The 12,926-nt window shown below is 64.4% G+C and carries 13 protein-coding genes; 8 read left to right on the forward strand and 5 right to left on the reverse strand.

The genetic code is table 11. The features are described from left to right. Nucleotides 1-49 precede the first annotated feature (49 nt). Nucleotides 50-2,362, reverse strand: coding sequence for an ATP-dependent Clp protease ATP-binding subunit ClpA (gene clpA, locus ACAH41_RS27515; RefSeq protein ID WP_325655282.1), 2,313 nt, complete (start codon nt 2,360-2,362; stop codon nt 50-52). Beyond that, complete coding sequence (gene clpS, locus ACAH41_RS27520; RefSeq protein ID WP_141284479.1) at nt 2,359-2,718, reverse strand: ATP-dependent Clp protease adapter ClpS; 360 nt, start codon at nt 2,716-2,718, stop codon at nt 2,359-2,361. Before clpS ends, clpA begins: the two co-directional genes overlap by 4 nt. A gap of 233 nt (nt 2,719-2,951) precedes the next feature. Here clpS and ACAH41_RS27525 point away from each other — a divergent pair, with 233 nt between their 5' ends. Both ACAH41_RS27525 and ACAH41_RS27530 read left to right on the forward strand, forming a co-directional pair. Next, the gene (locus ACAH41_RS27525; protein ID WP_325655281.1) at nt 2,952-3,191 is read left to right on the forward strand and encodes a cold shock domain-containing protein; all 240 of its coding nucleotides are present in this window, start codon (nt 2,952-2,954) and stop codon (nt 3,189-3,191) included. Between the two features lie 523 nt (nt 3,192-3,714). Continuing rightward, nucleotides 3,715-4,896: a sigma-54 dependent transcriptional regulator gene (locus ACAH41_RS27530; RefSeq protein WP_325655280.1), complete on the forward strand. Its 1,182-nt coding sequence runs from the start codon at nt 3,715-3,717 to the stop codon at nt 4,894-4,896. A gap of 97 nt (nt 4,897-4,993) precedes the next feature. Here the strand turns inward: ACAH41_RS27530 and icd are convergent, their stop codons facing one another. Then, nucleotides 4,994-6,247 carry an NADP-dependent isocitrate dehydrogenase gene (gene icd, locus ACAH41_RS27535; RefSeq protein WP_325655279.1) on the reverse strand — a complete coding sequence of 418 codons (1,254 nt, stop codon included), beginning with the start codon at nt 6,245-6,247 and terminating at the stop codon, nt 4,994-4,996. A gap of 266 nt (nt 6,248-6,513) precedes the next feature. Here icd and ACAH41_RS27540 point away from each other — a divergent pair, with 266 nt between their 5' ends. Continuing rightward, nucleotides 6,514-6,993 (forward strand): DUF192 domain-containing protein, encoded by a 480-nt coding sequence (locus ACAH41_RS27540; protein WP_370538695.1) that lies wholly within the window; start codon nt 6,514-6,516, stop codon nt 6,991-6,993. A gap of 114 nt (nt 6,994-7,107) precedes the next feature. Here ACAH41_RS27540 and ACAH41_RS27545 read toward each other — a convergent pair whose 3' ends face one another. Both ACAH41_RS27545 and xseA read right to left on the reverse strand, forming a co-directional pair. Continuing rightward, the gene (locus ACAH41_RS27545; RefSeq protein ID WP_325655278.1) at nt 7,108-7,692 is read right to left on the reverse strand and encodes a Fe-Mn family superoxide dismutase; all 585 of its coding nucleotides are present in this window, start codon (nt 7,690-7,692) and stop codon (nt 7,108-7,110) included. Between the two features lie 148 nt (nt 7,693-7,840). Continuing rightward, nucleotides 7,841-9,304 (reverse strand): exodeoxyribonuclease VII large subunit, encoded by a 1,464-nt coding sequence (gene xseA, locus ACAH41_RS27550; RefSeq protein WP_370538696.1) that lies wholly within the window; start codon nt 9,302-9,304, stop codon nt 7,841-7,843. Between the two features lie 379 nt (nt 9,305-9,683). Here xseA and ACAH41_RS27555 point away from each other — a divergent pair, with 379 nt between their 5' ends. The 5 genes from ACAH41_RS27555 (at nt 9,684) to kdsB (ending at nt 12,846) form a co-directional block, all read left to right on the forward strand. Beyond that, nucleotides 9,684-10,316 (forward strand): MotA/TolQ/ExbB proton channel family protein, encoded by a 633-nt coding sequence (locus tag ACAH41_RS27555; RefSeq protein ID WP_325655275.1) that lies wholly within the window; start codon nt 9,684-9,686, stop codon nt 10,314-10,316. Between the two features lie 12 nt (nt 10,317-10,328). Then, nucleotides 10,329-10,769: a biopolymer transporter ExbD gene (locus tag ACAH41_RS27560; protein ID WP_325655273.1), complete on the forward strand. Its 441-nt coding sequence runs from the start codon at nt 10,329-10,331 to the stop codon at nt 10,767-10,769. Nucleotides 10,770-10,836: 67 nt separating this feature from the next. Then, complete coding sequence (gene lpxK, locus ACAH41_RS27565) at nt 10,837-11,895, forward strand: tetraacyldisaccharide 4'-kinase (RefSeq protein WP_325655271.1); 1,059 nt, start codon at nt 10,837-10,839, stop codon at nt 11,893-11,895. Next, a complete protein-coding gene (locus ACAH41_RS27570; RefSeq protein WP_141288659.1) occupies nt 11,885-12,076 on the forward strand; it encodes a Trm112 family protein in 192 nt (63 codons plus the stop codon). Before lpxK ends, ACAH41_RS27570 begins: the two co-directional genes overlap by 11 nt. Continuing rightward, a complete protein-coding gene (kdsB, locus tag ACAH41_RS27575) occupies nt 12,073-12,846 on the forward strand; it encodes a 3-deoxy-manno-octulosonate cytidylyltransferase (protein WP_325655269.1) in 774 nt (257 codons plus the stop codon). The genes ACAH41_RS27570 and kdsB overlap by 4 nt, the downstream gene beginning before the upstream one ends. Nucleotides 12,847-12,926: the final 80 nt, after the last annotated feature.

A 12,926-nucleotide genomic window follows, 5' to 3' on the forward strand; every position in this document is an offset into this window, starting at 1 on the left:
CGCCTTTGCTTTTTCGGCCGGTCAAGCAACCAGCCGCTGTTCGAGACGGTCAGACCGCAGCGGCTTCTGCACGCGGCTTGTCGCCGCTCTTGCCGAGCGGCTGGATGTCCAGTTGGACCTCGCCCGCCTCGTCCACGTCCACTGCCAGGCGGCCACCATCGACCAGGCGGCCGAACAGCAGCTCGTCGGCCAGCGCGCGGCGGATCGTGTCCTGGATCAGTCGCTGCATCGGGCGCGCGCCCATCAGCGGATCGAAGCCCTTCTTGGCCAAGTGCTTGCGCAAGCCATCGGAGAAAGTCACTTCGACCTTCTTCTCGGCCAGCTGTTGCTCCAGTTGCAGCAGGAACTTGTCGACCACGCGCATCACGATCTCTTCATCCAGCGAGCGGAAGTTGACGATCGAATCCAGGCGGTTGCGAAACTCCGGCGTGAACAGACGCTTGATGTCGCCCATCTCGTCACCCTGCTGGCGCTGGGTCGTGAAGCCGATGGTCGCCTTGTTCATGGTCTCAGCGCCTGCGTTCGTGGTCATGATGATGATCACGTTGCGGAAGTCGGCCTTGCGCCCATTGTTGTCGGTCAAGGTGCCATGGTCCATGACCTGCAGCAGCACGTTGAAGACGTCCGGGTGAGCCTTCTCGATTTCGTCGAGCAACAGCACGGAATGCGGCTTCTTGGTGATGGCTTCGGTCAGCAGGCCACCCTGGTCGAAACCGACATAGCCCGGAGGCGCGCCGATCAGGCGGCTCACTGCATGGCGTTCCATGTACTCCGACATGTCGAAACGGATCAGCTCGATGCCCAGGATGTAGGCCAGTTGCTTCGCCACTTCGGTCTTGCCAACGCCGGTCGGGCCGCTGAACAAGAAGGAGCCGATCGGCTTGTCGGACTTGCCGAGGCCGGAGCGGGCCATCTTGATGGCGGCGGCCAGCACGTCAACGGCCGGGTCCTGGCCGAACACCACGCTCTTCAGGTCACGTTCCAGGCTCTTGAGCTTGCCGCGGTCATCGCTCGACACGCTCGCCGGCGGAATGCGCGCGATCTTCGCGACGATTTCCTCGACCTCGTTGCGGGTGATGGTCTTCTTCTGCTTGCTCTTGGGCAGGATGCGCTGCGCTGCACCGGCCTCGTCGATCACGTCGATCGCCTTGTCCGGCAGGTGGCGGTCATTGATGAACTTGGCAGACAGTTCAGCTGCGGCTTGCAATGCGCCCACCGCGTATTTCACGCTGTGGTGTTCTTCGAAACGCGACTTCAGGCCCTTCAGGATCTCGACCGTCTGTTCCACCGTCGGCTCAACCACGTCGACCTTCTGGAAACGCCGGCTCAGCGCCGCGTCCTTTTCGAAGATGCCGCGGTATTCCTGGAAAGTGGTCGCGCCGATGCACTTCATCGCACCGCTGGAAAGCGCAGGCTTGAGCAGGTTGCTGGCATCGAGTGTGCCGCCGGAGGCCGCACCTGCACCGATCAACGTGTGGATCTCGTCGATGAACAGGATGGACTTGGGACTGTCCTTGAGCTGCTTGAGCACGCCCTTCAAGCGCTGCTCGAAGTCGCCACGGTACTTGGTGCCGGCCAGCAGCGCACCCATGTCCAGCGAGTAGACGATGGCGTCACCGAGTACTTCCGGCACGTCGCCCTGCGTGATGCGCCAGGCCAGGCCTTCGGCAATGGCGGTCTTGCCAACGCCAGCTTCGCCAACCAGCAGCGGGTTGTTCTTGCGTCGGCGGCACAGCACCTGGATGACGCGCTCGACCTCATGCTCGCGGCCGATCAGCGGATCGATCTTGCCGTCCTTGGCATGCTGGTTCAGGTTGGTGGTGAACTGGTCCAGCGGCGAGCCCTTGCCTTCGCCGCTGTCTTCCTTTTCGGCTTCACCGCCACTGCTGCCTTCGTTGCTGCCCTTGGCGGGCTCTGGCGGATCGGACTTCTTGATGCCGTGGGCAATGAAGTTCACAACGTCCAGACGCGTCACGCCCTGCTGATGCAGGTAGTAGACCGCATGCGAATCCTTCTCGCCGAAGATCGCCACCAGCACATTCGCGCCGGTGACTTCCTTCTTGCCACCGCCCGTGGACTGCACGTGCATGATGGCGCGCTGGATCACACGCTGGAAACCCAGCGTGGGTTGCGTGTCCACTTCGTCTGTGCCGCCCACGGTAGGGGTGTTTTCGCGGATGAAAGCGACCAGGCTCTTGCGCAGGTCTTCGATGTTGGCTGCACAGGCGCGCAGCACTTCAGCAGCAGACGGGTTGTCCAGCAAGGCCAGCAACAAGTGCTCTACCGTGATGAACTCGTGTCGCTGCTGGCGTGCCTCGACAAACGCCATGTGCAGGCTGACTTCCAGTTCTTGGGCAATCATGCGGCCTCCATAATGCATTGAAGCGGGTGTCCAGAGCGTCGTGCCGCAGCGAGCACCAGCTCGACCTTGGTTGCGGCGACGTCCTTGCTGAACACCCCGCACACTGCACGCCCTTCATGATGAATCTTCAACATGATGAGGGTGGCAGCCTCAAGATCAAGCCTGAAATATTCCTGCAGCACCATCACCACGAACTCCATTGGTGTGAAATCGTCGTTGAGCAAGACCACTTGGTACATGCGCGGCGGCTTGGTGCGGGCGGCCTTTCGTTCGGCCACCACGGCCCCCTGCCCGTCTTCGGGCTTGATCACCGAAGGCGTGGATGGCAGAGGGGCAACGGGTCGTTTCGCAGGCATGAATTGAGTATAGCGAGATGACCAACCCCGCACAGCCGTTGGGCAATGGTCGCCGCACCAAGACGCTGACCAATCGGTGAAAAAGCGCCAGGTCGTGCCGCATTTCGCGGCATTGGCCGTCCGTCAAGGCCCCGGCGAAGCTGGACTCATCACTCGGCCCATTTGACATCGGCAAAGCCATGCCTCAAGAATAGCGACCACAAGCCTGCAAAAGGCGTCAGGAGGAATTGCAAATGGAAGCGGTTGGAACCGTGAAATGGTTCAACGATGCCAAGGGTTTTGGCTTCATAGAACCAGAGTTGGGTGGCGGTGATGTGTTCGCGCATTTTTCGGCCATTCAGATGGAAGGCTTTCGCACCCTGAAGCAAGGCGGACGTGTCCGTTTTGAATTGGTGCAAGGGCCCAAAGGCCAGTTGGCACAAAACATACGACCGGTGGACGAGGTTCCCGTGCCGCAAACTGTGACCAGCTGACCCCAAAAAAGCTGAGCGGCGGGCCGTCCGGCTCGCCAGCTTCTTCAACAGGCGTTCCGGTCACGGGCGTTTGCCTCGTCCCACGCCGGCTCGCTGGCGCTGGGCTTGGCGGAGCTTTTGCCCATGGCAGCCAGCGCCGATGTACAGCCGGCATTGCATATCCTGGTTTGACTTTGGGTATTGACAACAGTGCGGCCGGTATCTATCACGATGTGTCAACGCCAGGACACATTCCAAAGTCCACCGGTCATGGCTGCCTTCTGCGACGGGCACACCCATTGCCACCACGAGTCCGTCATCGCCAAGACTCAATGCTCGGCAATGCGCATTCACAAGGCCGGTGTCACCGTAACAGCACATTGCCCGGCTAACTTATGCCTGCTCGGTATGGACCCTGCAAAGCTTCGCGTTACACACTTTGCTGCATTGCACATTCACGCGTATGCAAATTCGATTTCATGTCTTGACGCACTCGTTTTGCGCGCCTAAGGTGGAGTTCATCTGACTTTTTTTGCACTGCAACATGCCCGGACCCACTGAACGGCTGTCCCCGCGGCGGCTGGCCCTCGCAGAGCAAGGGCCAGACACCAGCCCCGTGCGCGCCAAAGCGCTGCTTTTCCATGACCCTGCGTCCTGCGCGCTGCTTGAGCAGATCGAGCGCATCGGGCGCAGCGATGCATCGGTGTTGCTGATCGGCGAAACCGGCACTGGCAAGGAACTGGTGGCTCGTCACCTGCATGCCATGAGCGCACGCAGCGGCCCCTTCCTGGCAGTAAACTGCGGCGCCTTCAGCGAATCGCTGATCGATGCCGAGTTGTTTGGCCATGAAACCGGCGCTTTCACTGGCGCATCCCAGGCGCGCGCCGGCTGGTTCGAGGCAGCGCATGGCGGCACCTTGTTCCTTGACGAGATCGGCGACCTGCCGTTGTCGCTGCAGGTGAAACTGCTGCGCGTGCTGCAGGAACGCCAGGTTGTGCGACTGGGCTCGCGCAAGACGCTCGCGGTCGATGTGCGGCTGGTCGCCGCAACCAACATCGACTTGCGTGGTGCGGTGGCCGCCCAGCGCTTCCGTGCCGATCTTTATTACCGGCTCAGCGTCGCCACAGTGCAACTGCCGCCGTTGAGGGACCGCCCGGGCGATCTGTTGCCGCTTGCGCGGCATTTCGTCACCCAGTACGGCCCTCGCCTGAAGTTGGCGGACGCAGTCCTGAGTGCGGAGGCCGAAGCGGCGCTGCTGGACTACAGTTGGCCCGGCAACATCCGGGAGCTGGAAAATGTCATCCACTTTGCGCTGATCGTCTGCCGGCACGGGGTCATCGAGGTCAGTGACCTGAAACTGGTCGCGGCCGTCACTGCGCCGCTGGAAGAGTCTGCAATGCCCGCCTTGGCGCCAGCGGACCGCCTGGTGCAGGATGTATCGGTGGCACCCGCACAACCCCAGGCAACGCTGGCCGACATGCGCCAGCAGCAACTGGAAGCCGCACTGGAAGCCTTGCTGAATGCCGGGCTCTCGGATGTGTTCCAGCGTGTCGAGGCCACGCTGGTGAAGACGGCGTTCGCGCGAACCGAGGCCAATCAGGTGCGCACCGCGCGCGCGCTGGGCATCACCCGCAACACCTTGCGCACCTTGCTGCGTCGGCATGGTCTGCTGGCACCCGCCAAACCCGGTGAAGACTCGCAGTTCTCCCAGTTGGAAGACGACTGAGTCACCCGGTCTGCACTTGAAAAAAAGCCCCCGGCTGATCGGCCGTGGGGCTTTTTGCTTGAAGGCCGGCACCGACACCAGGTGCCGGCCATGCAACTCACATATTGTCGATCATCACTTGACCGAAACCGGAGCAGGACACCTGTGTCGCGCCGTCCATCAGGCGCGCGAAGTCATAAGTTACCTTCTTGCTGAGGATCGACTTTTCCAGCGACTGGATGAGCAGGTTTGCCGCTTTCGTCCAACCCATGTGACGCAGCATCATCTCGGCGGACAGGATTTCGGAGCCAGGGTTCACGTAGTCCTTGCCAGCGTACTTCGGCGCCGTGCCGTGCGTGGCTTCGAAGCAGGCCACAGAGTCCGACATGTTGGCGCCCGGCGCAATGCCGATGCCACCCACTTGCGCCGCCAGCGCATCGGAGATGTAGTCGCCATTCAGGTTCAACGTGGCCACCACGGAATACTCGGCCGGGCGCAGGAGGATCTGCTGCAGGAAGGCATCGGCGATCGAGTCCTTGACGACGATCTCCTTGCCGTTCTTCGGGTTCTTCAGCCGGCACCACGGGCCGCCATCGATGAGCTCTGCGCCGAATTCCTTTTGTGCCAGCGCATAGGCCCAGTCACGGAAGCCACCTTCGGTGTACTTCATGATGTTGCCCTTGTGAACAATGGTCACGCTGGGCTTGTCGTTGTCGATCGCGTACTGGATCGCCTTGCGCACCAGGCGCTCGGTGCCTTCGATGGACACCGGCTTCACGCCGATGCCCGAGGTGTCGGGGAAGCGGATCTTCTTGACGCCCAGTTCGTCCTGCAGGAACTTGATCAGCTTGACGGCCTTGTCACTCTTGGCCTCGTACTCGATGCCAGCGTAGATGTCTTCCGAGTTCTCGCGGAAGATCACCATGTTGGTCTTTTCCGGCTCTTTCAGCGGCGAGGGCACACCCTTGAAATACTGCACCGGCCGCAGGCAGACATAGAGGTCCAGCTCCTGCCGCAGTGCCACGTTCAGCGAGCGGATGCCGCCGCCCACAGGCGTGGTCAACGGGCCTTTGATCGACACCACATACTCGCGAAGGATGTTCAGCGTCTCTGCCGGCAGCCACACGTCCGGGCCGTAGATCCTGGTTGACTTTTCGCCAGCGTAGATCTCCATCCAGTGGATCTTCTTCTCGCCGCCATAGGCCTTCTCGACCGCGGCATCGACCACCTTGATCATCACCGGCGTGATGTCCAGACCGGTGCCGTCGCCCTCGATGTAGGGAATGATCGGATTGTTCGGGACGTTGAGCGAAAAGTCGGCGTTGACGCTGATCTTCTGCCCGTCCTCGGGCACCTTGACGTGCTGGTACATGCGCTTGCTCCGCGAGTCGTGATGGGTCATCCCTGGCCGGAAAACGAGGGGCATGCCCTTTGTCTTCGTCGAGGATTTGATATCCGAAATTCTATGCGAGCCCTCTTCCCTGCCGGGTGGCAGGGCCGGCCGCACCTGAACAGCTGGCTTGAGCTGGCGCGGCGTGGCGAGGCGATGAAGCGCCCGTGCCCCGAGGTCGATTCCGCGTCGGCCGCTGGCGGCGCTCCGGCGTTCGATAATCCAGACTTACCCCCCGGCTGGAAAACATGACCCCGATCCACTCAACCTTGCGCACCTGGTGCCTGGCCATCTCTTCCATGGCAGCGCTTGTCTCCATCAGTCCGTCGGCCTTTGCGCAGTCGTCCGGTCAGGCGCAGCACCTGTCGACCGTCACGCTGGGGGCGGGCATGTACAACATCGTCGCGCAGGTCGCGCGCACGCCGCAGGAGCGCCAGATCGGGCTGATGTTCCGCGAGAACATGCCAGTGCACGAAGGCATGCTGTTCATCTTCGAGGAAGCCGCCACGCAATGCTTCTGGATGAAGAACACGCTGTTGCCCCTGTCGGCAGCCTTCGTGGCCGAAGACGGCCGCATCGTCAACATCGAAGACATGGCACCGCAGACCGAGAACTCGCACTGCTCCAAGCAGCCTGTGCGCATGGTGCTGGAGATGAACCAGGGCTGGTTTGCCAAGCGCGGCTTGAAGGCCGGCAGCAAGTTGACCGGCGCGCCGTTCTCGGGCTGATCACGCCCGCCGCCTGCCGCCTGCTGTGGCGTCAGCAGGTGTCAAAAAGCCGTCGCAGGGACGGCTTTCGTGTGTCCATCAGGCGGCTGCGGCGTGGCAGCAGCCGCCGCGCGCTCAGCTCGCGAAGTTGCTCTCGGCGAAGTCCCAGTTGGCCAGCGACGTGAGGAAGGTCTCGACGAACTTCGGGCGCAGGTTGCGGTAGTCGATGTAGTACGCGTGTTCCCACACGTCGATCGTCAGCAGTGCCTTGTCGCCCGTCGTCAGCGGGGTGCCGGCGGCACCCATGTTGACGATGTCGACCGAGCCGTCAGCCTTTTTCACCAGCCAGGTCCAGCCCGAGCCGAAGTTGCCCACCGCGCTCTTCGTGAAGGCTTCCTTGAAGGCCGCGAACGAGCCCCACTTGGCGTTGATGGCGTCCGCCAGCGCGCCCTTGGGCTCGCCGCCGCCGGCCGGCTTCAGGCAGTTCCAGAAGAAGGTGTGGTTCCAGATCTGGGCCGAGTTGTTGTAGATCGGGCCAGAGGACTTCTTGATCACGTCTTCCAGCGGCACGCCGGCGAACTCGGTGCCGGCCACCAGGTTGTTCAGGTTCACGACGTAGGCGTTGTGGTGCTTGCCGTGGTGGTATTCGAGCGTCTCGCGGCTCATCGCGGGGGCCAGGTCGTCCAGACCGAACGGCAGCGGCGGCAGGGTATGTTCCATGCAAGTTCCTTTCGAGGTATGCCGGCGCGGCGGTGCGCACCGGGTGTTGTGCAGAAGTTGGCAGTACCTGGTCGATTGTAGGCAAGGGATGCGACAACCGTGGGGGGGCTTGCATGGGCTTGCCGCCGGGGCGGGTTTGCCTGGGGCGTCACACCACCGGGTCATCGGGCGGCGAGGCTGAAGCGCCGCTGGCGCTGCGCTTGGGCGCAGCCGCCCGGCGCTTCTGCTTCTTTTTGACCGGCAACGCCGCGGGCATGCCGGTGGGCAGTACGGGCTGAACCGAGGTGATCAAGGCTTCGGCCTGCCCGTCGGCCCAGACCGCGCTGACGGCCTGGCCGGCCACCAGTGCGCCGGCGGAAGTGACGGGCTTGCCGTCCGGGGTCTGCACCCACGCATAGCCGCGGGTCAGGACCAGCCGTGGATCCAGCGCCTGCAGCCTGGCGGCCCTGGCCTCCAGGGCCTGGTGCTGGCGCGACCACTGGGCCGGCAGTGCCCGCTGCAGCCTGGCGGCCAACTGATCGGTGCGCGCCTGCGCCTGTCGCAGCGCCTGCCGCAAGACCTGCGCCTGCCGCTGCGCCAAATGCTGCAGCCGGTTGGCCTGCACCGCCAACAATCGTGCGGGCTGCTGCAGGCGCAGCGCAAGCTGGTCCAGCCGCTGCGCATGGTTGTCCAGGCGCTGATGCACCCGCCTGGCCATGCGCTGCTGCCGCGTCTGCAGCGCGGAGAGCAAGTCGTCCCGGGCGGGAGAGACCAGTTCGGCCGCAGCCGTTGGCGTGGGCGCGCGCAGGTCGGCAGCCAGGTCGGCGAGCGTGACGTCGGTCTCGTGGCCCACGCCGCAGACCACGGGCAGAGCCGAGTCTGCTACCGCACGCACGACACGTTCGTCGTTGAAGGCCCACAGGTCTTCGAGCGAACCGCCGCCGCGGCACAGCAGCAGCACTTGCACCTCTGCACGGCGGTTGGCCAGCGCCAGGGCAGCAGCCACCGCAGCGGGAGCTTCGGCGCCCTGCACCAGGGTCGGGTAGACGATGACCTCGATGTGCGCTGCACGGCGGTGCAGCGTGGTCAGCACGTCATGCAAGGCCGCGCCAGCGAGTGAGGTGACAACGCCCAACCGGTTCGGATGGCCGGGCAGGACGCGCTTGCGTTCGGCGGCAAACAGCCCAGCCGCTTCCAACCTGGCCTTCAGCCGCAGGAATTCTTCGTAGAGCGCGCCCGCACCAACGCGGCGCATGCTCTCGACCACCATTTGCAGTTCGCCCCGGGCCTCATAGACCGCCAGGCGGCCGCGAAGCTCGACTTGCTGGCCGTCCTGTGGATTGAAATCCAGCATGCCAGCACTGCGGCGAAACATTGCACAGCGAATGCCGGCAGCGGCGCCATTGGCGTCCTTCAGCGTGAAGTAGCAGTGGCCGCTGCTGGCCCGCGTGTAGCCGGACAACTCGCCTTGCACAGCCACCGCGCCGAAGCGTGCTGCCAAGGCGTCGCCAACGGCCAGCAACAGGCTGCCAACCGTCCACACCGGGCCGCCTACGCCGCGGTTGCGCGAGTCCGTGGCCACAGCCGGGGCACTTTGCCGGAAGCCTCCGTCAATCGCCACGGCACGTCCCATGCTGGTGCATTCGGGAGCAGATATCCACGTCACCGCGCTTCCGCGCCCTTGTGGCCGCCGGGCCGTCATCAAACAGAATTACCGTCGCAAGCATATGATTTGACTGAATAAAACGCTGCCGTATTTTTCAGCACCGCAAGCCTCGCCCCGGAAAATGAGGCCTCCCGGACCATTGCGACCCTGGTTACCCACAAAGTTGTCCACAGAAAATGTGGACGACTTTCGGCACGGAAGATGCCTGCCAACGGCCTGCAGTCACAGCTTGAAACGTCTTGCGCTGCCACCCCGCAACAGGCTGCGAAGGTCGGCCTGTCAGGCGATGGCTTCAGTTCATAATGCCGCCAACTTTTTCCCGCAGGCCATTGCGCCAGAGGACCTCTTGCTGTCGATCATACAAGCCGCTGGCTGGCCGATTTGGCCGCTGATCCTGTGTTCCGTTGCGGCCTTGGCGCTGGTGCTGGAGCGCCTCAGTTCCTTGCGACGCGCCCGCGTCGCGCCCGACGGCCTGATTGACGAAGTCATCACCGTGGCGCGCCAGGGCACGCCTTCGACCGACATGCTGCAGAAGCTGGCCGACAACTCGCTGCTGGGCGCCGTGCTGGCTGCGGGCCTGAAGACCGCTGCGCTGGAGCCGCGCATCAGCGAGCCGCCGCTGCGCCAGGCGTTGGAGACGGCCGGCAGCACCGCGGCGCACCGCATGGAGCGCTACCTGAATGCCTTGTCGACCATCGCCTCGGTCGCTCCGCTGCTGGGCCTGCTGGGCACCGTCATCGGCATGATCGAGATCTTCGGCGCACAGGCCCCAGGCTCGGGCACCAACCCGGCCCAGTTGGCGCATGGCATCTCGGTGGCGCTGTACAACACCGCCTTCGGCCTGATCGTTGCCATTCCGTCGCTGATGGCGCACCGCTACTTCCGCACCCGGATTGCCGACTACCTGCACGACATGGAGCAAGCCTCTGAGCGGCTGCTGCAGCACCTGCTGCGCATGCCGTTGCGGGCGGCGCACTGAGGCCGAGCCGCGATGAAGTTCCGCCGTCCGCCTTCCGACGAGCCGGAGATCAACCTGATCCCGTTCATCGACGTCCTGCTGGTGGTGCTGATCTTTGTGATGCTGTCCACCACCTACTCGAAATTCACCGAGCTGCAGATCAACCTGCCGACGGCGAACGCCGATGCGGTGCGCGACCGTCCGGCCGAAATCCTGGTTGCCGTGTCGGCTGACGGGCGCTACAGCGTCGACGGTCAGGCGGTTGAGGGCCGGAGCATCGAGCTGCTGGCCGCTGCGCTGCGCGCCAGCGCGAACGAGCGCAAGGATCCGTTCGTGATCATCTCGGCCGATGCCGCAACCGCGCATCAGTCGGTGATCAATGTGCTCGACGCCGCCCGTCGTGTTGGCTTGGTGCGCGTGACGTTTGCTGCGCAACTGCCTGCAGGCAGCACCGCGCCGGCGGCGGCGCAGTGACCACGCCGGCCGGGGACCTGCCCGGTCGTGCGGCTGGATTGACTTCAACCCAGCCGGACCTGCGGAAGTGAACAGTTTTTTCCACCGGGCGGCTGCCACGCTGCAGCAGCACTGGTGGCGCCCGCGGCCCAGCTGGCTGGCCCTGGCCCTGCTGCCGCTGGCCGGCTTGTACCTGTTGTTGGCGGGGTTGAACCGGTTGAGTTGGCAGTTGCGCAAGCGCCCTGCACTGCCGGTGCCGGTGGTTGTCGTGGGCAACCTCATCGTCGGCGGCGCGGGCAAGACGCCGACCACCATCGCTCTGGTTCAATGGCTGCAGTCGCAGGGCTGGCAGCCCGGCATCGTGTCGCGTGGCTACGGCCGTGCAGACCCGTCTTTGCTGCTGGTCACAGCGCAAACCCCGGCCAGGCTCGCGGGCGACGAGCCGCTGCTGATGCACCTGCGCACCGGGGCCCCAGTGGCGGTGGGGCGCGACCGCGTGGCTGCCGCACAAGCCCTGCTCGCGGCACATCCCTCGGTGGATCTGATCGTTTCCGACGATGGGTTGCAGCACTGGCGCCTGCAGCATGACCTGAGCCTGATCGTGTTCGATGGCCGCGGTGCCGGCAATCGCCTGCCGCTGCCTGCCGGCCCATTGCGCCAGCGTTTGCCGCGCCACCTGCCACCCGGCAGCTGGGTGGTCTACAACGCGGACGCGCCGACCACGCCACTGCCCGGTGGCTGTGCGCGCCGCGGCCCTGGCGGTGCGGTGGCCTTGTCGGACTGGTGGCAGGGCGCTGCGGGCTCGATGGCGACCTTGGCGCACCTGCGCGCAAAGTCAGAGGAGAACCCTCTCCTGGCTGCGGCCGGCATTGCCTCGCCGTCCCGCTTCTTCGACATGCTGCGTGCAGCCGGCCTGCGACTGCGCGAGTTGCCGCTGCCCGACCACGCGGACCTCGCCGCCCTGCCCTGGCCCGCCAACGAGCCTGATGTGCTGTTGACGGAAAAGGATGCCGTGAAACTGCCTCCGGGCAGCACCGGCAGCACGCGTGTCTGGGTCGTCACGCTAGACTTTGAACTTCCCGCCATGCTGACCGGTGCGTTGCGCCCGGCGCTGGCCTCTTTGATTGCTGCTGAACATGACCGCTGATCATCGCCTGCTCGACATGCTGGTTTGCCCTGTGTGCAAAGGACCGTTGACGCTGAACCGCGACGCGCAATTCCGTCCTCACGAATTGGTGTGTGCCGCCGACAGGTTGGCGTTTCCAGTGCGCGATGGCATCCCGGTCATGCTGGAGAACGAAGCGCGCGCCTTGCCCGCCGAGGAGTGAACCAGGTGGCTGCGTTTTCAGTGCTGATCCCGGCTCGGTTGGCTTCGACTCGCCTGCCCAACAAGCCGCTGGCTGACATCGGCGGCAAGCCCATGGTCGTGCGGGTGGCCGAACGCGCGGCCCAGTCGGGCGCCAGCCAGGTGGTCGTTGCCGCAGACGATGCCTGCATCGTGCAGGCCTGCGAAGCCCATGGCGTGCGCGCATTGCTGACGCGGGCCGACCACGCCAGCGGCAGCGACCGCCTTGCCGAGGCTTGCGAACTGCTTGGGCTGGACGGTGATGCACTCGTGGTCAACGTCCAGGGGGACGAGCCTTTGATCGACCCGGCGCTGGTCGCCGCTTGCGCCCGGCTGCTGGAGCAGCGCACCGAATGCAGCGTTGCCACCGCGGCGCATGCGCTGGTGTCAGAAGACGAGTTTCGCAATCCCAACGTGGTGAAGGTCGTGCTTGACAAGGCGGGACACGCGCTGTACTTCAGCCGCGCCTGCCTGCCCTGGTGGCGCGATGGCGGCCACGCAGGCTTGGCGCGACTGCCGCCGGCCGCAACACCCGCCTTGCGTCACATCGGGTTGTACGCCTACCGTGCCGGCTACCTGCGGCGCTTTCCAAAGCTCGCTGCCTCGCCCTTGGAGCAGCTCGAGTCGCTTGAGCAATTGCGCGTGCTGTGGCACGGGGACCGCATCGCAGTCTTCGAGGCGGCATCTGCACCTGCACCGGGTGTCGACACCCCCGAGGACCTCGCGCGCGTCAGGGCTCTTTTCGCCGGGTGAATTCGGGGTAGCCCCCTAGGCTTTCGCCGGCCTCCTGTCAGGCTGGCGCAGGAATGCCCATGCTATCCTGCGGCCAACCA

Origin of the sequence: Ideonella sp. (assembly GCF_041287625.1) — a bacterium.
Lineage (GTDB): Bacteria > Pseudomonadota > Gammaproteobacteria > Burkholderiales > Burkholderiaceae_C > Ideonella.

Coding starts and splice junctions, on each gene's coding strand:
- ACAH41_RS27545 (WP_325655278.1), bottom strand. CDS start 7,692: ATGGAACATACCCTGCCGCCGCTGCCGTTCGGTCTGGACGACCTGGCC.
- ACAH41_RS27570 (WP_141288659.1), top strand. CDS start 11,885: ATGACCGCTGATCATCGCCTGCTCGACATGCTGGTTTGCCCTGTGTGC.
- icd (WP_325655279.1), bottom strand. CDS start 6,247: ATGTACCAGCACGTCAAGGTGCCCGAGGACGGGCAGAAGATCAGCGTC.
- ACAH41_RS27560 (WP_325655273.1), top strand. CDS start 10,329: ATGAAGTTCCGCCGTCCGCCTTCCGACGAGCCGGAGATCAACCTGATC.
- ACAH41_RS27530 (WP_325655280.1), top strand. CDS start 3,715: ATGCCCGGACCCACTGAACGGCTGTCCCCGCGGCGGCTGGCCCTCGCA.
- xseA (WP_370538696.1), bottom strand. CDS start 9,304: ATGGGACGTGCCGTGGCGATTGACGGAGGCTTCCGGCAAAGTGCCCCG.
- ACAH41_RS27540 (WP_370538695.1), top strand. CDS start 6,514: ATGACCCCGATCCACTCAACCTTGCGCACCTGGTGCCTGGCCATCTCT.
- ACAH41_RS27525 (WP_325655281.1), top strand. CDS start 2,952: ATGGAAGCGGTTGGAACCGTGAAATGGTTCAACGATGCCAAGGGTTTT.
- clpS (WP_141284479.1), bottom strand. CDS start 2,718: ATGCCTGCGAAACGACCCGTTGCCCCTCTGCCATCCACGCCTTCGGTG.
- clpA (WP_325655282.1), bottom strand. CDS start 2,362: ATGATTGCCCAAGAACTGGAAGTCAGCCTGCACATGGCGTTTGTCGAG.